Genomic DNA, 22,566 nt, shown 5'->3' with positions numbered 1-22,566 from the left:
TGCCCGGGCGGGACACCCCTCGCGGTGTCCCGCCCTCCGGCATGCCCGGAAACGGCCTTGCGGGCGTGTCCCCGACCGCGTGCCGGGCCGTGCGACCTGCTGTTCCGCGGTGCGTTCCGGGAGCGGAAGTGTCGCTGTGTCAACAAGTGTGCGAGGCATCACTCCTGCGGGTGAACAACGCGACCTGCCGGTTTGCCGCAGGATCAAAACGATGCCGTCACAGCGGCTTTCCTCCCTTGACAGACGGCCCTCGCGTACCCGACACATCGTGCCGACTCCGGCTGATTGTGTTGCTGCGAACGCCTGAAACGGCCTAGAGTCGCGAACCGTCGGCGTTGCCCGTTCTGTCTTCACGCTGACCAATCAAGAAGTGGCCTGGTCGCCAAGGAGGTAAGACGACTTGTGAATGAGTCGACATTTGCTCCCGGGGGTGGTCAGCCAGGACTGGCGGAGCACGCCGCCGGCCAGCCGGGCGAGGACGCCGGCACCCGGTTGCATGCCGTCGGCTCGGTCGCCGTCCGTACCTTCGAGGCGCGCCAGACCGCCGACCGCGACGGCGACCCTGCCGAACACGGCCTCTCCTACGCCGAGTTCCCCTACGGCTCCTACGAGGACCCGGACGCCGAGTACGAGCCCGACCCCGAGTACGCCGCGACGCTCGCCCCGGACGCCGCCCGCCAGCGCCGCGAGCGCGTGGGCCCCACCGGCCGCCCGCTGCCGTACTTCCCGATCCCCGCGCCGCTCGCCGAGCACGGCCCCGCGCAGATCATCGCGATGTGCAACCAGAAGGGCGGCGTCGGCAAGACCACGTCCACCATCAACCTGGGCGCCGCGCTGGCCGAGTACGGCCGCCGCGTGCTGCTGGTCGACTTCGACCCGCAGGGCGCCCTCTCGGTGGGCCTCGGCGTCAACCCGATGGAGCTGGACGTCACGGTCTACAACCTGCTCATGGAGCGGGGCATGACCGCCGACGAGGTGCTGCTGAAGACCGCCGTCCCCGGCATGGACCTGCTCCCCAGCAACATCGACCTGTCCGCCGCCGAGGTGCAGCTCGTCAGCGAGGTCGCCCGCGAGTCCGCGCTCGCCCGCGCCCTCAAGCCGCTGCTCGGCGACTACGACTACATCATCATCTACTGCCAGCCGTCCCTGGGCCTGCTCACGGTCAACGCCCTCACCGCGGCGCACAGCGTCATCGTCCCGCTGGAGTGCGAGTTCTTCGCGCTGCGCGGCGTCGCGCTGCTCACCGAGACCATCGAGAAGGTCTGCGAGCGGCTCAACCCCGAGCTGCGCCTCGACGGCATCCTGGCCACCATGTACGACTCGCGCACCGTGCACAGCCGCGAGGTGCTGGCCCGGGTCGTGGAGGCCTTCGGCGGCCACGTCTTCCACACCGTCATCGGCCGCACCGTGCGGTTCCCGGAGACCACCGTGGCGGGCGAGCCCATCACCACCTACGCCACCAACTCGGTGGGCGCCGCCGCCTACCGCCAGCTCGCCAGGGAGGTGCTTGCCCGGTGCCCCGCCGAGTGAGTCTCCCGGGGGCCGACGAACTGTTCCGGACCACCGGGGGGATGGCCCTCTCGCCGTCCCTCGCCCGGCAGCAGGACCAGGGCCGGCCGGAGACCGCGCGGGGGGCCGGCGCCGACCGGGACGGGGCCGCCGCGCAACGGCCCCCCGAGGAGGGACGCCACCCCGCGGAACGGCCGCCGGACGCGTCCGGCGACGGCCGCGGCGCCGAGGAGCACGGCAGCGCGGCGGGCGGCGCCGCCCCCGCGCACCGGACGGCCGGCCCGGGCCAGGGGCCGCGCCCCGACGCCGTGCCCGCGCCCGCGCCCGCCGCGGACGGCCCCGCCCGCCGCAGGACCCGCGCCGCGGCCCGGCGGCCCAGCGGCCGGGAGCGGCACGACGAGAAGATCACCGTGTACGTCTCCGCCGAGGAGCTGATGGACCTGGAGCACGCGCGCCTGGTCCTGCGCGGCGAGCACGGGCTCGCCGTCGACCGCGGGCGCATCGTCCGCGAGGCGGTCGCCGTGGTCCTCGCCGACCTGGAGCAGCGCGGCGAGGCGAGCATCCTGGTGCGCCGCCTGCGCGGACGCTGACCCGCCGCGCCCGCGGGACCCGCCGGGCCCGCGGCCCGCGCGTCGGCGTTGCCGGGCGACTCCGCCCCGCCGCAGGGCGCACCATGGACAGCGATGCGCACGACCGACGACCCCACCCGGCACGACCCGGACCGCCCCGCCCCCGGCGCCGGGCCCGCGCCCGCCCCGCGGACCGCCGACGCCGGGGCGCCCGCGTCCGCAGCCGCGTCCGGACCCGGACCTGTGCCCGGACCCGCGCCCGCCGCCCCGGACGGGGAGCCGCCCGGGCAGGAGCCCGGCCGGGGGCCCGGCCACGAGTCCGGCCCCGAGTCCGGGCAGGGCGGCTTCCAGGTGAGGCTGGCGAACTTCGAGGGCCCCTTCGACCTGCTCCTCGGCCTCATCTCCAAGCACCGGCTGGACGTCACCGAGGTCGCCCTCTCCCGGGTCACCGACGAGTTCATCGCCCACATCCGCGCCATGGGCCCGGACTGGGACCTCGACCAGGCCACCGAGTTCCTGGTCGTCGCCGCGACCCTCCTCGACCTCAAGGCCGCCCGGCTGCTGCCCGCGGCCGAGGTCGAGGACGAGGAGGACCTCGCCCTGCTCGAGGCCCGCGACCTGCTCTTCGCCCGGCTGCTGCAGTACCGCGCCTACAAGCAGGCCGCGGCCGTCCTCGCCGCGCGCTGGGACGCCGAGCAGCGGCAGCGCCCCCGCACCGTCGGCCTGGAGCCCCACCACGCCGCGCTGCTGCCCGAGGTCGTCATCAGCATCGGCCCCGAGCGCTTCGCCCGCCTCGCCGCCAGGGCCATGGCCCCGAAGCCCAAGCCGGTCGTGTACGTCGACCACATCCACACCCCGCCGGTCAGCGTCCGCGAGCAGGCCGCCCTCGTGGCCGCTCGGCTGCGCGCCGCGGGCGGGGCGAGTTTCGCCGAACTCGTCGACGACGCCGACGGCACGCTCGTCGTGGTCGCCCGCTTCCTGGCGCTGCTGGAGCTCTACCGGGAGCGGGTGCTGGCCTTCGAGCAGCCGGAGGCGCTGGGCCGCCTCCAGGTGCGGTGGGTCGGCGAGGAGGGGCGCACGGTCGAGGTCACGGACGAGTTCGACCGGCCGCCGGGGAGCGCGGACGGCGGGCCGGGGGAGGACGGCGGCCGGCGCGGCGGGGGACGGCAGAGCAGCGGTACGAGGAACGGTGGTCCGTCATGAACCGGGACGACGACAGGCAGGACGGCAGGCACGACGGCCGGGAAGGCCGGGACCCCTCCGGCCGGGAGGCCCGGCCCGCCCGGCGCGCCCTCGGCATGCCCGGCCGGCCCCGGCCCGCCGAGCACCTCCCGCCGGCCCACCTCCCGCCGGACGACGGCGGTCCGGACCCCGACGGCGGCGTCCGGACGGCGACGGGCACGGCCGCCGGTACCGCCGTGCACACGGGCGCCGAGCGGCCGTCCGCGGGCACGTCCGCGGCCGGCGGCGTGGCGGCGGACGTGCCGGAGCCGGCCTCCCCGCCCCCGCACGACCTGCCCCCGCACGACCCGCCTGTGCACGACCTGCCTGTGCACGGCCTGCTGCCGTCGGCCCCGCCCGCCGCCGTCCCGGGCCCGGCGGCCGCGTCCGGGCCCGCCGGCCCGCCGGTGCCGGGCCGGCACGCCGTCCCCCCGCAGTCCCCGGCGCCCGGCCCGGCCCCGGCCCCGGCGCCTTCGGCGCCCCCGGCGGGCGGCCCGCGGCCGCAGGAGGAGCCGGACCCCCTCGCCGCCGTGCCGCTCCGCGCCGCCCTCGAAGCCGTCCTCATGGTCGCCGACGAGCCCGCGACCGAGTCCCACCTGGCTTCCGTCCTCGCACGCCCCCGCCGCGAGGTCGCCGCCGCCCTGCGCGAGCTGTCCGCCGAGTACACCGCCCAGGGGCGCGGCTTCGACCTGCGGCCGGTCGCCGGGGGCTGGCGGTTCTACAGCCGCGCCTCCTGCGCCCCGGCCGTCGACCGCTTCGTCCTGGACGGCCAGCAGGCCCGCCTCACCCAGGCCGCGCTGGAGACCCTGGCGGTCGTCGCGTACCGTCAGCCGGTGTCCCGCTCCCGGGTCTCCGCCGTGCGCGGTGTGAACTGCGACGGCGTCATGCGTACGCTGGTACAGCGTGGCCTGGTGGAGGAGACGGGCACCGAACCCGGGACAGGTGCCATCCTGTACCGGACGACCGACTACTTCCTGGAGCGGATGGGGCTGCGCGGCCTGGACGAGCTGCCGGAGCTCGCGCCCTTCCTGCCCGAGGCCGACGACGTGGAAGCGGAGTCGCTGGAGGGCTCCGCGATCGCCGAGGCCTTGGCCGCCGCACGGGACAGCAGTCAGGACGACAGTGACGTGGTCAGCACCACGTGACTGTGACATCGCAGCTCGGCCGACGACGGAATCGACAACGGACTTTCAATGCGTAGCAGTGGCAGGAACAGCGGCGGCCAGGGCGGCAGCCGGGGCGGATACGGCAACCGGAGCGGCGGCTCCGGCGGCCGCGGCGGCCAGGGCGGGAGCCCCGGCGCCCGCAGCGGCCAGGGAGGCCAGGGCGCCCGCGGCGGCCAGGGCGGGAGCTCCGGCGCCCGCGGCGGCCAGGCAGGCCAGGGCGGCGGCCGCGGGGGCAACCACCGCGGCGCCGGCAACCAGCGCGACGAGCGCGGGCAGCGCTCCGGCCGCCCGCCGCGCCCCGAGGAGCGCTCCTACGGCGAGTACGGCGGCGGCCGCCCCGGCGGCCCCTCCGGAGGCCCCTCCGGCGGCCGCGGGAGGCCGCAGGGCCAGGGCGGCGGACAGGGCCAGGGCGGCGGACAGGGCCAGGGCGGCGGACAGGGCGGCCGGGGCCGCGCGCCCCAGCGCCCCTCCCGCCCCCGCGAGCTGGAGGCCAAGCTGGAGGACGCCGTCCGCGCCCGCCACGACAAGCCCCGGGTCGTCATCCCCAAGACCTTCGGCGAGCCCGAGGGCGAGCGGCTGCAGAAGGTCCTGGCCCGCGCGGGCATGGGCAGCCGCCGCGCCTGCGAGGAGCTGATCGACCAGGGCCGCGTCGAGGTCAACGGCCGCACCGTGCGCGAGCAGGGCGTCCGCGTCGACCCGGAGAAGGACGAGATCAAGGTGGACGGCCTCACCGTCGCCACCCAGTCGTACCTCTTCTTCGCCCTCAACAAGCCCGCCGGCGTCGTCTCCACCATGGAGGACCCCGACGGCCGCCAGTGCCTCGGCGACTACGTCACCAACCGGGAGACCCGCCTCTTCCACGTCGGCCGCCTGGACACCGAGACCGAGGGCATCATCCTGCTCACCAACCACGGCGAGCTGGCCCACCGCCTCACCCACCCCCGGTACGGCGTCACCAAGACCTACCTCGCCGCCATCGTCGGGCCCATCCCGCGCGACCTCGGCAAGCGGCTCAAGGAGGGCATCGAGCTGGAGGACGGCTTCGCCCGCGCCGACAGCTTCCGCGTGGTGGAGAACACCGGCAAGAACTACCTGGTCGAGGTCAGCCTCCACGAGGGCCGCAAGCACATCGTGCGGCGCATGCTCGCCGAGGCGGGCTTCCCGGTGGAGCGGCTCGTCCGCACCCGCTTCGGGCCGATCGCGCTCGGCGACCAGAAGTCCGGCTGGCTGCGCCGCCTCACCAACCCCGAGGTCGGCCAGCTGATGCGCGAGGTCGGCCTCTGACGGCCCGGCCCCGCCCGTGACGCGGCGCACCGGACCCCGCCCCGCGACCGCGGGGCGGGGTCCGGTGCATGTCCGGGCCCCGTTCGGCATACCCTGGTGCCCACGTCCCGGCGGAGGCGGAGCGCCCGCCCACCGGGCCGAGGCGTACGTACGACGGTGTCACGGAGGGGCGGGATGTTCGACTCACTGGGCCTGCCGGAGTCGGACAGCCGGGTGTACGAGGCCCTCGTGGCCGCCCCGCAGTCGGACGCCGAGACCCTGGCCGCCCGCTGCGGCCTCACCCCGGAGCAGACCCGCGCCTCGCTCGCCGCCCTCACCGAGCGGGGCATGGCCACCCGCACGCCGGACAGCGCCGACCACTACCTCGCCGTCGCCCCCGACGTCGCCATCGGCACCCTCATCGGCCGCCGCGAGGAGGAGCTGCGCGCCGCCCGCGCCGGGATGCACCGCCTCATGGACGCCTTCCGCGACGCCTCCCGCTACACCGACCCGGCCCGCTCGGTGGAGGTCCTCACCGGCAGCGAGGCGATATCCCAGCGCTTCGAGCACCTGCAGGACACCGCCCAGGAGCAGATCCGCGGCTTCGACCGCCCCCCGTACGTCCAGAACCCCGGGCTGAACCTCGGGCGGGCCCGGCGCCTGCTGCGCGACGGCATCCGCTACCGCGTCGTCTACGACCGGGAGGCGGTGGCCTGGCCGGGGCGGCTGGACAACGACATCCGGATCAGCTGCGAGGACGGCGAGGAGGCCCGGGTGCGGGTCGCCCTCCCGATGAAGATGATCATGGCGGACGACCGGATGGCCATCCTGCCCATCAGCTCCGGCAACCGGGTCCTGGACGCCGCCTACGTCGTCCACCCCTGCTCCCTGCTGGAGGCCCTGGCCACCCTCTTCGAGGCCGAGTGGGAGCGCGCCGTGCCGCTCAACGCCGCCGTCGGCGCCGACGGGGCGGACCCGGCCCCCGGCGGCCCGGCCGAGGACCACCGCCGGCTGCTCGGCCTGCTCGCGGCCGGACTCACCGACGAGGCCATCGCCCGCGCCCTCGGCTGGAGCGCCCGGACCACCCAGCGCCGCCTGCAGGGCCTCATGCGCGAGCTGGGCGCCACCACCCGCTTCCAGGCGGGCATGGCCGCCCGCGAACGCGGCTGGCTCTGACCGCTCCCGCGCCCGGCCGCGCCCGGGGCCGGCTCCGGCCCCGGACCGGCCGCAGACCGGCCCCGGACCTGCCGCAGACCTCCCGCGGACCGGCTCCCGGCCGCCCCCGGGGCCGGATCAGCTCCACGCCTCCAGCGACGCCCAGCGCCCGTCCGGCCCCCGCCGCACCTCCAGCATCCCGACGACGGCGCCGCGGTTGACGGCCCCGTAGACGTGCGGGAACAGCACGTCCGCGGCGGACCCGGGCGGCGGCGGGCCGTCCGGCTCCTCCCACCGCACCGCCGCGTCCAGCCGGTCCTCGTCGATGAGCAGCACCATCAGCGGGCCGTGGACCTCGGCGAAGAACGCGTTGGCCACCGCCAGCGCCGTCCGCTCGTCCGGCGAGCAGTGCACGAAGCCCTCAGCGGCGAGGGACGCGGGCGCGTAGGGGCGCTCCGGCGTCGCCAGCCAGTCGTCGAGCGGGGTCAGGTGCAGGATCATCCCCCTGTTGTACCGGAGCGCGGCCCCGCCGCACCCGCACCGGCTCCCTCACCGGCTCCCGCCGCCCGCCGCGTCCGCCGCGGCGCGGGAGCGCGCGCCCGGCCCGCGCGCCCGGCCCGCGCGCCGCGTCCGCAAACCGGTGGCCGCGGCGCCGCCCGGTGCGGTAGTCCTGGCCGTCCGCACGACAGGGGAGGGCACATGGGACGGCGGCCGGCCACCGGAGCACTGCTGGGTCTCGCGCTCGGGGACGCGATGGGATTCCCCACGGAGTTCAACGACATGGAGTCGATCGCGGCGAAGTCCGGCCCGTGGCGGGGGATGCGCCTGCCCGGTCCGGCGATCGTCACCGACGACACCCAGATGACGCTCGCCCTCGCCCGCGGCCTGCGCACCGCCTTGGAGCGCGGCCCCCTCACCCCGAGCCGGCTGGAGGCCCCCCTCCGCGAGGAGTTCGTGGACTGGTGGCGCTCCCCGGAGAACAACCGCGCCCCCGGAGCGACCTGCATGGAGGCCTGCCGACTGCTCAGCCGGCCCGGCCTGCCCTGGCAGGAGGCGTCGCAGACCGGCTCCAAGGGCTGCGGCGCCAACATGCGCGTCGCCCCGCTCGGCCTCGTCCCCGGCCTCACCGCCGACCAGCGGTCCGGCGCCGCCCAGCTCCAGTCCGCCCTCACCCACGGCCACCCCACCGCGCTCGCCGCCTCCGACCTCACCGCCCACGCCGTCCACCTGCTCGCGCAGGGCGCCGAGCCCCGCGAGCTCACGGCCCTGCTGCGCGACCACGCGCGGGAGAGCCGCGGCACGTACCGGCGCGACTGGCTCGGCGGCCTTGACGGCCTCAGCCAGGACCCCTCGCCGGAGCACTTCGCCGCCCGCGGCTGGGACGAGTGCCTGGAGGTCCTGGACCGGCTGGAGGCCGCCCTGCGGGCCCCCGACGTCGAGGCCGACCCGTGCCTGGCCACCGGTGCGGGCTGGATCGCCGAGGAGGCCCTGGCCACCGCCCTGCTCTGCTTCCTGATGCTGCCCGACGACCCGCCCGCCGCGATCCGCCGCGCCGCGTACTCCTCGGGCGACTCCGACTCGATCGCCTGCCTCGCCGGCGCCTTCGCGGGCGCCCGCCACGGCGCCGACGCGTGGCCCGCTGAGTGGGTGCACGCCGTCGAGTACCGGGACGAGCTGCTCGCCTTCGGGGAGCTCTGGGACACGGGCGCCTGACGTCCGCCCCGCGGACGTCTCACGGAACGGGACACGGGTCCCGCACCGCGGGCGGTGTCACTAGCCTGGGCCCGGCCGCCCGGAGCGGGATGCCGGGCGGCCCGAACCGGCGTGCGCCCCGTGCGGGACCGCCGACGGCCCCGCACGCCGCCCGCGTGCACCCGGGGGGCCGGGCGGGCCTGCGCAGCCGCCCGGCCGCCGGTCCCGCCCGCGCCCCTCCGGACCTCCGCGCCTCCGCACCTCGGTCCCTCCGGACCTCGGCCCCTCGGCGCCTCCGGACCCCCGCGCCTCCGGACCTTTGCGCGACCCGTCCCCGGCCGGCCGCCGTCCGGGCAGAATGGTCCCCGCGGCCCGCGCCGACCCGCACGGACCGCCCCCGCCACCGCCCCCGCCACCGCCTTCCGGGCCCGGAGCCCCCGGGCCCCGGAGCCGCCTCCCAGGGACGTACACCGCCATGCGCACAGTCGCCGTCGTCGGCACCGGACTGATCGGTACCTCCGCCGCCCTCGCCCTCGCCGCCCGCGGCATCACCGTCCACCTCCAGGACGCCGACCCCGACGCCGCCCGCACCGCCGCGTCCCTCGGCGCCGGCACCACGGAGGCCCCCGAGGACCCCGTCGACCTGGCCGTCGTCGCCGTGCCCCCCGCCCTCGTCGGCCGGGTGCTGGCCGACTGCCAGCGGCGCGGCCTCGCCCGCTGCTACACCGACGTCGCCAGCGTCAAGTCCGGCCCCCGCGCCGACATCGCCGCCCTGGGCCTGGACACCACCCGCTACATCGGCAGCCACCCCATGGCCGGCCGCGAGGTCTCCGGGCCGCTCGCCGCCCGCGCCGACCTCTTCGAGGGCCGCCCCTGGGTCCTCACCCCCACCCCCGACACCGACACCGACACCCTCAACGCCGCCCTGGAGCTGGTCGCGCTCTGCGGCGCCGTGCCCGTCGTCATGGACGCCACCGCCCACGACCGCGCCGTCGCCCTGGTCTCCCACACCCCGCAGCTCGTCTCCTCGCTCGTCGCGGCCCGCCTGGAGCACGCCGACGAGACCGCGGTGCGCCTCTCCGGCCAGGGCGTGCGCGACGTGACCCGCATCGCCGCCTCGAACCCCCGCATGTGGGTCGACATCCTCAGTGCCAACGCGGGCATGGTGGCCGACATCCTGGAGGACATCGCCGCCGACCTCGGCGAGACCGTCGCCGCCCTGCGCTCCCTCCAGGCCGACGACGAGACGAAGCGCGACGAGGGCGCCCGCGCCGTGGCCGAGGTGATGCGGCGCGGCAACGCCGGACAGGCCCGCATCCCCGGCAAGCACGGCGCCCCGCCCACCCGCTACGCCACCGTCGCCGTCGTCATCGGCGACCAGCCCGGCGAGCTGGCCCGCCTCTTCGCCGACGCCGGCCTGGCCGGCGTCAACATCGAGGACGTCGCCATCGAGCACTCCACCGGGCAGCAGGCCGGCCTGGTGCAGCTCTCCGTCGCCCCGTCCTCCGCCACCGGCCTCGCCGCGGCGCTGCGCGAGCGGGGCTGGCGGGTCCGCGACTGACGGGTCCGCGACCGGCGCGCCCGCGACCGGCGGCCCCGGCCCTCGCCACCGGTCCCCGGCCCCGGCCGCCGGGGCGCCCGGTCCGCACCCCGGCCCGCCTCCCGTGCGCGGTCCCGCCGGGAGCGGGCGGTCCCGGTCCGGCGGCCTCCGCGGGTCGACTAACCTTGAGGGAGACCCCCGCACCGAAACCCCTGCACCACGTCCCGAAGAGAGGTCCCCCGTGGAAACTGCCGGCCGAGCGAGCGCCCCGGTCGTCGTCGCCATCGACGGACCCTCGGGTTCGGGCAAGTCCACCGTCTCGCGTGCCGTGGCCGCCCGCCTCGGGCTGAGCTTCCTGGACACCGGCGCCATGTACCGGGCCATGACCTGGTGGATGCTGGCCAACGAGGTCGACGTCGACGACGCCGACGCGGTCGCCACCGCCTGCACCAAGCCCGTGATCGTCTCCGGCACCGACGCCGCCGGCCCCACCATCACCGTGGACGGCCGCGACGTCTCCGGCCCGATCCGCGGCCCCGAGGTCACCTCCCGGGTCTCCGCGGTCGCGGCCGTGCCCGAGGTCCGCTCCCGCCTGGTGGAGCTGCAGCGCACCTCCGCCGGGGCCGCCGAGCGCGGCATCGTCGCCGAGGGCCGCGACATGGGCACCGTCGTCTTCCCCCGCGCCACCGTCAAGATCTTCCTCACCGCCTCCGAGGAGGCCCGCTCCGCCCGCCGCGCCGCCGAGCTGCGCGCCAAGGGCGTCGACGAGGCCACCATCGCCGCCATGGCCGCGGACCTCGGCCGCCGCGACGCCGCCGACTCCAGCCGCACGACCGCCCCGCTGGCCAAGGCCGACGACGCGGTCGCGGTGGACACCAGCGACATGACCCTGGAGCAGGTCATCGACCACGTCGTCGACCTGGTCGAGGCCCGCGCGCCCCGCCCGGCGGCCGCCGGGTGAGCGCCACCGGAACCCGTACGGACACCCGGCGGCCCGCTCCTGCGGGCCGCCCCGCCGCCGCGCCCCCGGCCCGCACCGCCGCCGCACCGCAGCGCCCCACCGCGCGCGGCGCCGCCGTCGGCCGCCGCATCGGCATCGGCCTGGCCCGCGCGGGCTGGCGGGTGCGGGTGCTCGGCGCCTGGCGCGTCCCGGCCTCCGGGCCGGTGATCCTGGCCGCCAACCACGCCAACCTGGTCGACGGCCCGCTGCTGATGGGGATGTCCCCGCGGCCCACGCACTTCCTCGTCAAGGAGGAGATGTTCACCGGCCCGGTCGGCGCGGTCCTGCGCGGCGTCGGGCAGATCCCGGTGCGGCGCGCCAGCGCCGACCGGACGGCGATCACCACCGCTCTGCAGGTCCTCGCCGACGGCGGCGTCCTGGGCGTCTTCCCCGAGGGCACCCGCGGCGACGCCGACTTCGCGCAGGTCCAGGGCGGCCTCGCGTACCTCGCGCTGCGCTCCGGGGCGCCGGTGGTCCCGGTGGCGGTCCTCGGCACCGGCGACCGCGGCCGCACCCTGGGCGCCCTGCCGCCGCTGCGGGGCCGCATCGACGTGGTCTTCGGCGACCCCTTCGACGCCTCCGACGGCTCGCGGCTGCGCACCCGCAGGGCCATGCTGGAGGCCTCCGAGCGGCTGCAGACCCGGCTGGCCGGGCACCTCGCGCAGGCGCGGGAGCTGACCGGCCGCTGACCCCCGGCCCTCCGCGCCCCCAGACCTTCTGCGCCGCGACACCCGCGGCGCGACCCCCGGCCCCCGGGCCGGACCGACGGACGAAAGACGGCACTGGACATGAGCAACGAGAACACCGCCGCTTCGGAGGCGGGCGCCTTCGAGCACGGTGAGCTGGACCCGGCGGAGTACGCCGAGTTCATGGAACTGGCCGCCGAGGAGGGCTTCGACGCCGAGGACGTCGACGGCGACCTCGCCGCGGCCTCCCACGGCCCGCTCCCGGTGCTCGCCGTCGTCGGCCGCCCCAACGTCGGCAAGTCGACCCTGGTGAACCGGATCATCGGCCGCCGCGAGGCCGTCGTCGAGGACCGCCCCGGCGTCACCCGCGACCGCGTCACCTACGAGGCGTCCTGGGCCGGCCGCCGCTTCAAGCTCGTCGACACCGGCGGCTGGGAGGCCGACGTCCTCGGCATCGACGCCGCCGTCGCCGCCCAGGCCGAGTACGGCATCGAGAGCGCCGACGCGGTCCTCTTCGTCGTCGACGCCACCGTCGGCCCCACCGACACCGACGAGGCCCTCGTCAAGCTGCTGCGCCGGTCCGGCAAGCCCGTCGTGCTCTGCGCCAACAAGGTCGACGGCCCCTCCACCGAGGCCGACGCCGCCATGCTCTGGTCGCTCGGCCTCGGCGAGCCCCACCCGGTCTCCGCCCTCCACGGCCGCGGCTCCGGCGACCTCCTGGACGCCGTCATGGCGGCCCTCCCCGAGGCCCCGCCGCAGACCTTCGGCACCCCGCTGGGCGGCCCGCGCCGCGTCGCGCTGCTGGGCCGGCCCAACGTCGGCAAGTCCAGCCTCCTCAACAAGGTCGCCGGCGAGGACCGGGTCGTCGTCAACGAGGTCGCCGGCACCACCCGCGACCCGGTCGACGAGCTGATCGAGCTCGGCGGCAGGACCTGGAAGTTCGTCGACACCGCCGGCATCCGCCGCCGCGTCCACCTCACCGAGGGCGCCGACTTCTACGCCTCGCTGCGCACCGCCTCCGCCCTGGAGAAGGCCGAGGTCGCCGTCATCCTCATCGACGCCAGCGAGACCCTCGCCGAGCAGGACACCCGCATCATCTCCATGGCGGTGGAGGCCGGGCGCGCGGTCGTCATCGCCTACAACAAGTGGGACCTGCTCGACGAGGAGCGCCGCTACTACCTGGAGCGGGAGATCGAGAAGGACCTCGTCCAGGTCAAGTGGGCGCCGCGGGTCAACGTCTCCGCCCGCACCGGCCGCCACATGGAGAAGCTGGTCCCGGCGATCGAGACCGCGCTGGAGGGCTGGGAGACCCGCGTGCCGACCGGCAGGCTGAACTCCTTCCTCGGCGAGCTGGTCGCCGCCCACCCGCACCCCATCCGGGGCGGCAAGCAGCCGCGCATCCTCTTCGGCACCCAGGCCGGCACCCGGCCGCCGCGGTTCGTCCTCTTCGCCTCCGGCTTCCTCGAGGCCGGCTACCGGCGCTTCGTCGAGCGCCGGCTGCGCGAGGAGTTCGGCTTCGCCGGCACGCCGATCTCCATCTCGGTGCGGGTGCGCGAGAAGCGCCGCCGCAAGTAGCCGCCGCCGCGGGCGGCCGACGGGCCGCAGGCCCCGGAGCCGCCCGCACGCGCAGGCACGGAAGGGCCCCGGCCGCTCCCCCGCGGGGGAGCGGCCGGGGCCCTTCCGCCGTGTGCCGGAACCGTCAGGCCGGGCCGCCCGCGCGGCCCGGCGGCAGGGAGAGCATCCCCCGGTGCCGCCCGCCGCGGCCCGTCGACGGGGGGATGTGCCCGACGGGGGTCCACCCGCCGCCGTACTGGTGCCCCTGGGCGAAGGGCGATCCCGCCGCCCCCGCGCCGCCGTAGCCCGTACCGGAGGCCGGCGGGTCCGGCAGCTGCCGCTCCGCGTCCCGGCTGCCGTACGACCGCCGCAGGCCGAACCCGGTGAACTTCATGTCCTCCTCGCCGGTCCGGTCGCCGGGGAGGGTGCGGAACAGCCGCCGGTACTCGGCGCAGAGGCTGTCGTAGATGGGGGTGGCGGAGACGGGGCGTTCCGCCTCGTACGCGGGCCGCATGCCGGGGATCGCATGGGCGCCGGCGTGCCGCCGGGTGGGGGGGGGGGAGGGGTCGTAGGTCTGCACACACGGCCAACGACCGCGCGGCCTCCGGGATGCGGCCTGAGGGCGGTTGACCTGCGGTCGGTCCGGTGTGCGGCGGTCTCCGCGCACCGGGCCGACCGCAGGCGCGCGCGGCCGCCGGGCGGGGTCCCCGCCCGGCGGCCGCGCTCCGTCCGCCCCGTGCGCCCTGTGAGTCCCGTGCGCCCTGTCCTGCCGCCCCGCGGCAGCCGCGGGCCGGTCCGGTCCGGTCCGGGCCGGCGGTGTCGCCGCCCGCCCCGCCCTCCCGGCCCGGCCGCCCCGCCCTCCCGCGTCCCCGCCCTCCCGCGTCCCCGCGTCGCTGCGGGATCAGGTGCCGGCGAGCGGCAGCACCGCCCCGGCGAGCACGCCCTGCCCGGCGGCCCGGTCCAGCGCCTGGCGCAGCAGGTCCTCCCGGGGCTGGCTGCCGATGGTGCCCACCGGCGCCGCGTACATGTACACCTGCGACTGCCGGCTGGCCGCGGCCCGCCACGTGTCGGTGACCTGCAGCGGCTGGTGCGCCTGCCACCACGCCACGGTGCCGCCCTGCGGGCCCGGCTGGAGCACCGCGTGGAGCTGGCCCATCGCCATCAGCACCGACCAGCCCGCCAGCGGCTCCGGGGTCCGGTCCACGTCCTTCACCTCGCCGAAGCCGTGCTCCAGCAGCAGCTGCAGGAACTCGTCCTCGCCGGAGGTGCTGCCCGGCCGCCCCACGGGCACCGTCGGCTCGACGACCAGCGCGGCGTGCGGGGTGTCGCCGACCAGGACCAGCCCGCAGGTGATGGAGAGCACCGCCGGCTGACTGCCCTCCGCCTGGCCGCCGTCGCCGGGGACGGCCGGAGCGGTCCGGGCGGCGGGGGAGGGGGCGGCGGGCAGCCGGGAGCCGTCCCCGGCCCGGTCGCCGCCGATGCTGCGCATGGCGCCGCGCAGCTGCTCCTCCGTCACCGGGACGACCTGCGAAGGGATGCAGCGGGCGTGGGCGAAGGCGAGGACGGCGGTCTCCTCGCCCATGAACAGCACGGTGCTGGTCTGCTCGCGCAGCGAGTCGCCCGGGGTACGGCAGGACGTGCAGTCGTAGGTGTCGGGGGCGTTGCCGCCGGCCAGCAGCCGGTCGGCCTCGTCGTCGCCGATCTCGGCGCGGACCTCGTCGCTGACGTCGAGCATGCGCGGCACGGGGACTCCTCGGATCGTTTCCTGGATCGGGGCGCCGGATGCGGGGTGCACCCGGCCTCCTAACCCAACGGGCGGATGTGGCGGGGGTCACGGCCAGGCCCCCGGGCAGTCGTGAATTCGGCGGAATCCGACTGCGCAGCGTGCACGACCGTCCACTCCGTGTCGACAACGTGTCGGAGGTCACAGGCCGCCGGGCGTGCGTCAGGACACACCGGCGCGGACCGCCTGATCGGAAAATGCCGACAGAGTGCGCAAATCGGCCGTCCGCGACAGATCATTACCGCCGGTAACGGTCAGGTGATCTGGAAGAACCGTGAACCGGTTGAAAGCGACACGGAAGCTTTCCTACGGTCTGTCACCGGTGCAACGAGCACCACCCGGGTACGCCCTCCAGCGCACCGGACGGCCGCAGTTGAGCGGCGGTCAGGTGTCCGCCGCCGGTGACTGACAGGCCGGCGGCGCGTGGCGGGCGGCCGCGGCGGCGCGTCACGTCCGACACGTGCACGGCCGCCGGAGCGGACGAGGCGGCGGACGGTTCCGGTACCACCGGACACCGGCCGACCGGCCCACCCGGGGCTGTCGAGAGGAAGCAATGACCCTTCGTCACGAGACCGACGCCGCCACCGCGAACGCCGGGCAGGGCGCCGACCGGAACGGTGCGGCCGTCCGCCGCAACCGGGTCCGCGCCGCCGTCGTCGCGGGCGCCGTCGCCGCCGTCCCGGCGGTGGGCCTCGTCACGGCCACCTCCGCCTCCGCCGCCTCCGCGTCCACCTGGGACCGGGTCGCGCAGTGCGAGAGCGGCGGCAACTGGAGCATCAACACCGGCAACGGCTTCTACGGCGGCCTGCAGTTCACCCGCAGCACGTGGGCCGCTTACGGCGGCACCGCGTACGCCTCCACCGCCGACAACGCGAGCCGCGGCGCGCAGATCGCCGTCGCGGAGAAGGTCCTCGCCAGCCAGGGCCCCGGCGCCTGGCCGGTCTGCGGCCCCCGGGCCGGCCTGAGCAGCGGCGGCGCCGCCGCCCGGGTCGACGTCTCCGCGGGCTCGCGCAGCAGCCGCTCGGAGCACCGCAGCACCTGGCACCGGTCCTGGAAGCACTCCTCGCACCACTCCTCGGCGGGTGCGGTGCAGAGCCGGCGCCACACCGGCGGCTCCTCGGCCGGGACCTCCCCGGTCAACGCCTCCGGGCGCCACTACACCGTCCGGGCCGGCGACACCCTGGGCCGCATCGCCGACCGGTACGGCATCGGCTGGCAGAAGCTGTACCTGGAGAACCGCGGCGTCATCGGCGGCAACCCGAACCTGATCTACCCGGGGCAGAAGCTCTCGGTCTGACCCTCATGCAGGGCGCCAGGGCCCCCTACCAGCGGTGTTCTGCTGGGAGGGGGCCCGGCTCATGCCGCCGGGGCCGCCTGCGGGCCGCCGGAGCCCTCGGCGGCCCCCACGAAGGGGGCATCCACGGCTCGCCCGGCACGTTCCTGGCCGTGCGGCACGAGAGGGGTGCGGATCCGCGGCGTGAACCCGGGGTCGGCGTGTCCGAGGTGCGCGCCGAGGGCTTCGGTGCTCTCCCCTGCGTCCAGCAGCACGGAGGCGCAGAAGTGCCTCAGCGCGTGCATCCCGTCCTGCCGGGCCGCAGCGTGCCGCTTGTGCCGGACGCGGTGGCGCACGCCGGTTCCGTAGCGGTCGGCCCTGACCCTGTGGGGCCTGCCGTCGGGTCCGGTCCCGGTCTTGTACCAGCGGTCCTCGATGTGGCGGGCCAAGGCGGGTGCCGGGGGTCCCTCCCGGGCGGAGGCCGGGGGCGCGGCCGCGCCGTAGACGGGCCAGGACGAGCAGGGCCTGCCGGTCCGCGGGGAGCCAGAGCCACCGCGTACCCCGCTCCCGGCGTCGGGCGGTCACCAGACGGGAGAGGTACCGCGGAGCCGGGCTGGACAGATCGATCCCCGACGGGTGGACAAGCACGCGAAGCTCCCACTGGACAGGTCGCTCCCGGGCGACAACCCGTCCACCGGGAGCTGCACCTCTTCCCGGACACCGTCCCCACGCCGACCCGCCACCCGGTCAGCCAAGCGGGAAACGGCTCGCTCCGCCGAAAACCGATTGACCCGCCTGTATACCGTTCCCGCATGAGGAGCATGCTCCGTTTGGAGACCGTCAGCCCCGACAACTTCGACGCCGCAATCGGGTTGAAGGTGCGTCCGGACCAGGAGCATCTGGTCGCTCCGGTCGTCAAGTCGCTTGCGGAAGCGTATGTGCACCCTGACGTTGCCTGGCCGCGGCTCATCCTTGACGGCGACCGGCCGGTCGGATTCCTCATGGCGTTCTTCGACGCCGGCCTCACCGGTGACGACCGTGGCACCGGCCTTGGCTCCGGCCTCTGGCGCCTCAACATCGCAGCCGGAGAGCAGGGGCGCGGATACGGCCGATTCGCGGTCCGGTCCGTTGTGGCAGAGGCCCGTCGCCGCGGCGGCACCCGGCTGACGACTTCCTGGTACCCGGGTGGGGGAGGGCCTGAAGGCTTCTACCTGAGGCTCGGCTTCCGGCCGACCGGGGAGATGATCGGGGATCAGCGAGTCGGCGAACTCGACCTGACGCAGAAGAGCGTTCTGCCCTGAGGGGTCGCCTGGTTCATCCTTGGGTGGTGGCCGGCTCCGGGAACGGCGGGTGCCTCTTCTGCTGCGGTTCCGAGGTGGACGTCACCGCGTTCAGCCCGCGCCGAGGTCAACTGAGTCCCGGCCCCGAGCCGTCTGCGGGCCGTCCGGGGCCGGCCGACGACGACAGATGACGGCCACCGGCCACCGGCCACGGGGCCTGGGCAGGGCAGGGCAGAGAAGGCCGGCAGTGCTCTGCCGCAGGCTGCATACCCCGCAGGACGGACGCTCCTCGTCCGACCCCCGCGCGCCGGTTTCGCGACCGGCCGCCCCGTGCCCGGCGCGCAGCGCCCGGCACGCCCCTTCGGTACCCATCGGGCCCCGCCCGGCGCTCCCGGGCCGCTGCGAGGGCATGCGGGTGCAGGCCGGGCGCTGATCCCCGCACGGTGCGCCGTCGTGCAGGCCGTGCGGCCGTGCGGGCGCGGGCCGGGCGCTCCCGCAGTCCTGCCTGCCTGCCTGTCCGCCGTCCGCCGTACCGTCCGGAGCCGCCTCCCCACCCGGTGCCGTCCTCCGGTGCCGCCCGTTCGCCCGGTGCCGTCCTCCGGTCCGGATCCGGACCCGAGGACGGCACCGGCCCGTGGTCGTGCAGTCCGAGGCGCCGCCCTCCGCGCTCCTGCGCCGACCGGTGGAACCCCGCGGCGTGGCGGGCGCCGGGGCAGCCCGCCGTCGCGCAGGGCGGCCGTAGCGTCGACCCAGTGTGCTCATAGGACTTTCCGCTCGATCGTCGCGGCGCCCTGCACCGCTGCCGCCACCGCCGTCACCGTCGCTGCCTCCGCCACCGCAGCCGTCGCGGCCGCGGTCCTCGCGGCGACGCCCGCCGCTGCGGCCGCCCCCGCCGCACCCGCGCTCGACGATCCGGTCTGGGACCGCCTCGCCGCGTGCGAGAGCAGCGGAAACTGGCGTTCCAACACCGGAAACGGCTTCTACGGCGGCCTCCAGATCCTGCTGGGCACCTGGCGGTGGGCAGGCGGCCTGCGCTTCGCCCGCCGCCCCGACCTCGCCGTCCGCGAGGAGCAGATCACCGTGGGGCAGGAGATCTTCCGCCTCCAGGGCTGGCCGGCCTGGCCGGCCTGCGCCCGCCGGCTCGGGCTCCTCGACCCCTTTCCGGGTCCCGTCCCGGAGCCGTCGCCGGACCCCGGGTCCCCGTCCGACCCGCAGGACCCCGGCGTCCTCCCGCCCCCGGTCCTCCACCCGCGCCCGGACCGGCGTCCCGGACGCGGCCCGCACCCCGGCCGGGAGCCGCACCCCGGACACGGCCACCGCCCCGGACGCCATCCCCGCCCCGGTACAGGCCCGTACCCGGGGCACGGGCCGGACCCGGGAACGGGCCCGTGGCACGGGAGGCCCCCGGAGCCCGACCCGGGCACGGCGGCGGCCGGACAGGTACCGCAACCCGTCCCGTACCCCGGCGCAGGGGAACGGCCCGTCCCGGAAACCGCCACGCCGCCCGCGCCGGCGTGGCCCGCCCTGTGATCGGCGGGCCGCCCGTGCGCCCGGCGGACCTGCCCTGCCGGGACCGACAGCCCTGCCCCGCCGGTGACGCCGCCGGGCCCCGCCGTTACCGCCGTCCGGATCCGCCGGTACCGCCGCCCGGACAGCCCTCGCGGCCGTGCCGGCACCGTCCCCGGGGCCCGGACGGCCACGGCGGAGCCGCCTGGAGGGCGCCCCCCGCGTCCTGGTGCCCGCGCCTCCGGCCCGGCTCCCCGCCGTCCGCCGTTCCGTCTCCTGGTCGGCAGCGCTCCCGACCGGCGTCCCCTGAACACCGCCGCGGCGCCGTGTCCTCCCACCCGCCGCGCCGCCCCGCTCCGGCCCGATGCCGGGGAATGCCGCAGACCGGCGCAGACTTTCCCTCAGCGGAGAGGCAGCGCGAGCCGGCCGGAGACCCCGCCACGGCACTGCCGTCCACGGAGAGGAAGCACAGACATGGGCAGCCCCGTCGACCACCTCGTCGACCTGCTCGATCTTGAGCAGATCGAGCTCAACATCTTCCGAGGCCGCAGCCCCGAGGAGGAGCTGCAGCGCACCTTCGGCGGCCAGGTCGCCGGCCAGGCGCTGGTGGCCGCAGGACGCACCGTGGACGCCGGGCGCCCCGTCCACTCCCTGCACGCCTACTTCCTGCGCCCGGGCCTGCCCGGCGTGCCGATCGTCTACCAGGTGGACCGGATCCGCGACGGCAGGTCGTTCACCACCCGGCGCGTCCTCGGCATCCAGAAGGGCCGCAGCATCTTCGCGCTCACGGCGGACTTCCACCTCCCCGAGCCCGCCGCGTTCGAACACCAGGACGCCATGCCCGACGTGCCCGACCCCGAGAGCCTGCCCAGCGCCCTCGACGAGGTCAGCGCGCGCATCGGCGAGCGGCCGCCCTTCATCAGCCGCCGGCAGCCCTTCGACATCCGCTACGTCGAACGCCTCCGCTGGACCAAGGAGGAGCTCGTCGGCGTCGAGCCCCGCAGCAGCGTCTGGCTGCGCACCAACGGCAGGCTCCCCGACGACCCGCTGATCCAGGTCTGCGCCCTCACCTACGCCAGCGACATGACGCTCCTCGACTCGGTGCGGGCCCCCGTCGAGCCCCTCTGGGGCCCCCGCACCTTCGACATGGCCTCCCTCGACCACGCCATGTGGTTCCACCGCCCGTTCCGCGCCGACGAGTGGCTGCTCTACCAGCAGGAGTCCCCGGTCGCCACCGGCGCCCGCGGGCTCGCCCGGGGCCAGATCTTCGACCGGCAGGGGCGGCTCGTCGTCTCCGTGATGCAGGAGGGCCTCTTCCGGCCCGTCGCCCGCGGCTGACGGGGCCCGCCCCGGCCCGGACCCCCTCCCGGCCCCCGGACCCCCTCCCGGTGCCCGGACCCCCTCCCGGCCCCCGGGTGACCGCCCCGGCGCGGCGCACCCCGAAAGCGTCGACGCCCCCGGCCGGGCCGCAGAACACCCCTCGGAGACGGGGCCATCCGTCCCGGCGCGGGGCGCCCCACCGCGGGCGGCCCGCGCCGGCCCGCTCCACCGCCCCGGCGGCCCGGCCCGCCTCCACCCCCGGACCCCGCCTCCGCCCCCCCCCGCGCCCGCCGGTCCCCGCGCCGCTTCTCGGCACCCTCCCGCCTCCTCTCGCCCCGACCCCGCAAACCCACACTCCGCGCAGTCCCGCCCCCTGCCCCCCTGCCGCAAGGACGAGACCCCGTGTCCACACCGCCCGCCCCCCGTCCCGCCGCACCGTCCGCAGCCTCGGAACCGCCGCCGGACCCCGCCACCGCCGCCCCGGTCGCCACCGCCGCCGCTACCGGTCCGACAGTGCCGCCCGGTCCTCCCGTGCTCCCTCCCCACCCCGCCCCACCGGGCCGGCTGCGCCGCGCCGCCCGCAGCGTCCTCGCCGACGTCACCCCGCTGCGCACCAGCCCGCACTACCGCCGGGTCTGGTTCGGCCAGACCGTGTCCTCGATAGGCCAGCAGATGACCGCCGTCGCGGTCTCCGTCCAGGTCTACGCCCTCACCGGCTCCAGCTTCGCCACCGGACTGGTCGGGCTCTTCTCCCTCGTCCCGCTCGTCGTCTTCGGGCTGTACGGAGGCGCCGTCGCCGACAGCGTGGACCGCCGCAGGCTCGGCCTGGTCGGCGCCGCCGGCCTGGCGGCGGTCTCCGCCGTCCTCGCCGCCCAGGCGGCCCTCGGACTGCGCCAGGTCGCGGTCCTGTACGCGGCCGTCGCCCTCCAGGCAGTCTTCTTCGCCCTGAGCTCCCCGGCCCGGAGCTCGATGGTGCCCCGCCTGGTGCCCGCTGAGCAGCTCCCCGCCGCCAACGCCCTGGCCACCGTCTCGATGAACCTCGGGCTCACCGTCGGCCCCATGCTCGGCGGCGTCCTCATCGGCGTCTGGGGCTACCAGTCGGCCTACCTCGTCGACGCCCTCGCCTTCAGCGCCACCCTCTACGCCATGTGGCGGCTGCCCTCCATGCGCCCCGAGGGAGCCCGCAAGGGCCGCGCCTCCGTCCTGGACGGGCTCCGCTTCCTCCGCGACCGCCCCAACCTGCGCACCAGCTTCCTGGCCGACCTCGCCGCCATGATCTTCGGCATGCCGAGGGCCCTCTTCCCCGCCATCGCCGCGGGCTTCTACGGCGGCGACGCCCGCACCGTCGGGCTGCTGGTCTCGGCGCCTGCGGTGGGCGCCCTCGCCGGGGCCCTCTTCTCCGGCTGGGTCGGCCGCGTCCACCGCCACGGACTCGCCGTGATCGCCGCCGTCGCCGCCTGGGGCCTCGCCATCGCCGGCTTCGGCCTGGTCCGCAACCTCTGGCTCGGCCTGCTCCTGCTCGCCGCCGCGGGCTGCGCCGACACCGTCAGCATGATCTTCCGCAACACGATCATGCAGGCGGCCGCCCCCGACGACATGCGCGGACGGCTCCAGGGGATCTTCATCGTCGTCGTGGCGGGCGGCCCCCGGCTGGGCGACTTCGAGTCGGGCACCGTCGCCGCCCTCACCACCACGGCGTTCTCGGTCGTCAGCGGCGGCCTGGCCTGTGTCGCCGCCATCCTCGCGCTCACCGCCCGCTACCCGTCCTTCGCCCGCTACGACGCCCGCCGCCCCACCCCCTGAACCCCTGACCAGCCACGCCACGCCCGCCCCACCCGCAACCCGGCAGCGAGCACCCCCCGACGTGCTGTATTGTTTTCCTCGTCGCCGGGACACCGGGGACGGGCCGCAAAGCCGGAAGCCGCAAGGCCGAAAGCAGCGAGGCCTCGGGACGTGGCGCAGCTTGGTAGCGCACTTGACTGGGGGTCAAGGGGTCGCAGGTTCAAATCCTGTCGTCCCGACGCAAGTCGGAAGCCCCGACCAGAGCGA

General features: G+C 76.6%; 20 protein-coding genes, 1 tRNA gene and 1 pseudogene. 17 read left to right on the top strand and 5 right to left on the bottom strand.

The genetic code is table 11. From position 1 onward, the window contains the following. Positions 1-402: 402 nt before the first annotated feature. The 6 genes from LO771_RS20065 (at position 403) to LO771_RS20040 (ending at position 6,904) form a co-directional block, all read left to right on the top strand. Positions 403-1,530 carry a ParA family protein gene (locus tag LO771_RS20065; protein ID WP_230654423.1) on the top strand — a complete coding sequence of 376 codons (1,128 nt, stop codon included), beginning with the start codon at positions 403-405 and terminating at the stop codon, positions 1,528-1,530. Further along, positions 1,515-2,099 carry a hypothetical protein gene (locus LO771_RS20060; RefSeq protein ID WP_230654421.1) on the top strand — a complete coding sequence of 195 codons (585 nt, stop codon included), beginning with the start codon at positions 1,515-1,517 and terminating at the stop codon, positions 2,097-2,099. The genes LO771_RS20065 and LO771_RS20060 overlap by 16 nt, the downstream gene beginning before the upstream one ends. A 93-nt stretch (positions 2,100-2,192) precedes the next feature. Beyond that, entirely contained in the window at positions 2,193-3,281 is a 1,089-nt protein-coding gene (locus tag LO771_RS20055; protein WP_308188953.1) for a segregation/condensation protein A, read from the top strand. A gap of 581 nt (positions 3,282-3,862) precedes the next feature. After that, positions 3,863-4,444, top strand: a complete 582-nt coding sequence (scpB, locus tag LO771_RS20050; protein WP_230654456.1) for an SMC-Scp complex subunit ScpB — start codon at positions 3,863-3,865, stop codon at positions 4,442-4,444. 48 nt (positions 4,445-4,492) lie between these two features. Continuing rightward, positions 4,493-5,749 carry a pseudouridine synthase gene (locus tag LO771_RS20045; RefSeq protein ID WP_230654419.1) on the top strand — a complete coding sequence of 419 codons (1,257 nt, stop codon included), beginning with the start codon at positions 4,493-4,495 and terminating at the stop codon, positions 5,747-5,749. Positions 5,750-5,923: 174 nt separating this feature from the next. Beyond that, complete coding sequence (locus tag LO771_RS20040) at positions 5,924-6,904, top strand: helix-turn-helix domain-containing protein (protein WP_230654417.1); 981 nt, start codon at positions 5,924-5,926, stop codon at positions 6,902-6,904. A 117-nt stretch (positions 6,905-7,021) separates the two neighbouring features. Here LO771_RS20040 and LO771_RS20035 read toward each other — a convergent pair whose 3' ends face one another. Next, positions 7,022-7,384, bottom strand: a complete 363-nt coding sequence (locus LO771_RS20035) for a DUF952 domain-containing protein (protein ID WP_230654415.1) — start codon at positions 7,382-7,384, stop codon at positions 7,022-7,024. Between the two features lie 198 nt (positions 7,385-7,582). On the opposite strand from LO771_RS20035, the gene LO771_RS20030 reads away from it, so the two are divergent. The 5 genes from LO771_RS20030 (at position 7,583) to der (ending at position 13,376) form a co-directional block, all read left to right on the top strand. After that, on the top strand, positions 7,583-8,596 hold the full coding sequence (locus tag LO771_RS20030) for an ADP-ribosylglycohydrolase family protein (protein ID WP_230654413.1): 1,014 nt from the start codon (positions 7,583-7,585) through the stop codon (positions 8,594-8,596). A 454-nt stretch (positions 8,597-9,050) separates the two neighbouring features. Beyond that, positions 9,051-10,136, top strand: a complete 1,086-nt coding sequence (locus tag LO771_RS20025) for a prephenate dehydrogenase (protein WP_230654412.1) — start codon at positions 9,051-9,053, stop codon at positions 10,134-10,136. A 220-nt stretch (positions 10,137-10,356) separates the two neighbouring features. After that, positions 10,357-11,076, top strand: a complete 720-nt coding sequence (cmk, locus tag LO771_RS20020) for a (d)CMP kinase (RefSeq protein ID WP_230654409.1) — start codon at positions 10,357-10,359, stop codon at positions 11,074-11,076. 128 nt (positions 11,077-11,204) lie between these two features. Continuing rightward, the gene (locus LO771_RS20015) at positions 11,205-11,804 is read left to right on the top strand and encodes a 1-acyl-sn-glycerol-3-phosphate acyltransferase (RefSeq protein WP_230654454.1); all 600 of its coding nucleotides are present in this window, start codon (positions 11,205-11,207) and stop codon (positions 11,802-11,804) included. A 99-nt stretch (positions 11,805-11,903) separates the two neighbouring features. Then, positions 11,904-13,376, top strand: coding sequence for a ribosome biogenesis GTPase Der (der, locus tag LO771_RS20010; protein ID WP_230654407.1), 1,473 nt, complete (start codon positions 11,904-11,906; stop codon positions 13,374-13,376). A 124-nt stretch (positions 13,377-13,500) separates the two neighbouring features. Here the strand turns inward: der and LO771_RS20005 are convergent, their stop codons facing one another. Together LO771_RS20005 and LO771_RS20000 are read right to left on the bottom strand one after the other, a co-directional pair. Next, positions 13,501-13,869: a hypothetical protein gene (locus LO771_RS20005; protein WP_230654405.1), complete on the bottom strand. Its 369-nt coding sequence runs from the start codon at positions 13,867-13,869 to the stop codon at positions 13,501-13,503. Between the two features lie 387 nt (positions 13,870-14,256). Then, entirely contained in the window at positions 14,257-15,099 is an 843-nt protein-coding gene (locus tag LO771_RS20000) for a hypothetical protein (RefSeq protein WP_230654403.1), read from the bottom strand. Positions 15,100-15,691: 592 nt separating this feature from the next. Here LO771_RS20000 and LO771_RS31125 point away from each other — a divergent pair. Continuing rightward, complete coding sequence (locus tag LO771_RS31125; protein WP_304944844.1) at positions 15,692-16,435, top strand: transglycosylase family protein; 744 nt, start codon at positions 15,692-15,694, stop codon at positions 16,433-16,435. 59 nt (positions 16,436-16,494) lie between these two features. On the opposite strand, the gene LO771_RS19985 is transcribed toward LO771_RS31125, so the two are convergent. Further along, positions 16,495-16,860, bottom strand: coding sequence for a hypothetical protein (locus LO771_RS19985; protein WP_308188952.1), 366 nt, complete (start codon positions 16,858-16,860; stop codon positions 16,495-16,497). A gap of 43 nt (positions 16,861-16,903) precedes the next feature. Then, positions 16,904-17,059: pseudogene (locus tag LO771_RS19980) on the bottom strand (IS5/IS1182 family transposase); the annotation flags it as partial. Positions 17,060-17,223: 164 nt separating this feature from the next. Between LO771_RS19980 and LO771_RS19975 the strand changes: the two are divergent. From LO771_RS19975 to LO771_RS19955, 5 genes are all read left to right on the top strand, one after another. After that, positions 17,224-17,712: a GNAT family N-acetyltransferase gene (locus tag LO771_RS19975; RefSeq protein ID WP_230654401.1), complete on the top strand. Its 489-nt coding sequence runs from the start codon at positions 17,224-17,226 to the stop codon at positions 17,710-17,712. Between the two features lie 309 nt (positions 17,713-18,021). Next, on the top strand, positions 18,022-19,221 hold the full coding sequence (locus LO771_RS31120; protein ID WP_308188951.1) for a transglycosylase family protein: 1,200 nt from the start codon (positions 18,022-18,024) through the stop codon (positions 19,219-19,221). 450 nt (positions 19,222-19,671) lie between these two features. Further along, positions 19,672-20,535, top strand: a complete 864-nt coding sequence (locus LO771_RS19965; protein WP_230654399.1) for an acyl-CoA thioesterase II — start codon at positions 19,672-19,674, stop codon at positions 20,533-20,535. A 513-nt stretch (positions 20,536-21,048) separates the two neighbouring features. After that, entirely contained in the window at positions 21,049-22,320 is a 1,272-nt protein-coding gene (locus LO771_RS19960) for an MFS transporter (RefSeq protein ID WP_230654398.1), read from the top strand. 144 nt (positions 22,321-22,464) lie between these two features. Continuing rightward, positions 22,465-22,538 (top strand) — tRNA-Pro (locus tag LO771_RS19955). Positions 22,539-22,566 lie beyond the last annotated feature (28 nt).

Source organism: Streptacidiphilus sp. ASG 303, from assembly GCF_020991365.1.
GTDB lineage: Bacteria > Actinomycetota > Actinomycetes > Streptomycetales > Streptomycetaceae > Peterkaempfera.
This window is presented reverse-complemented; position numbering and strand designations above follow the sequence as displayed.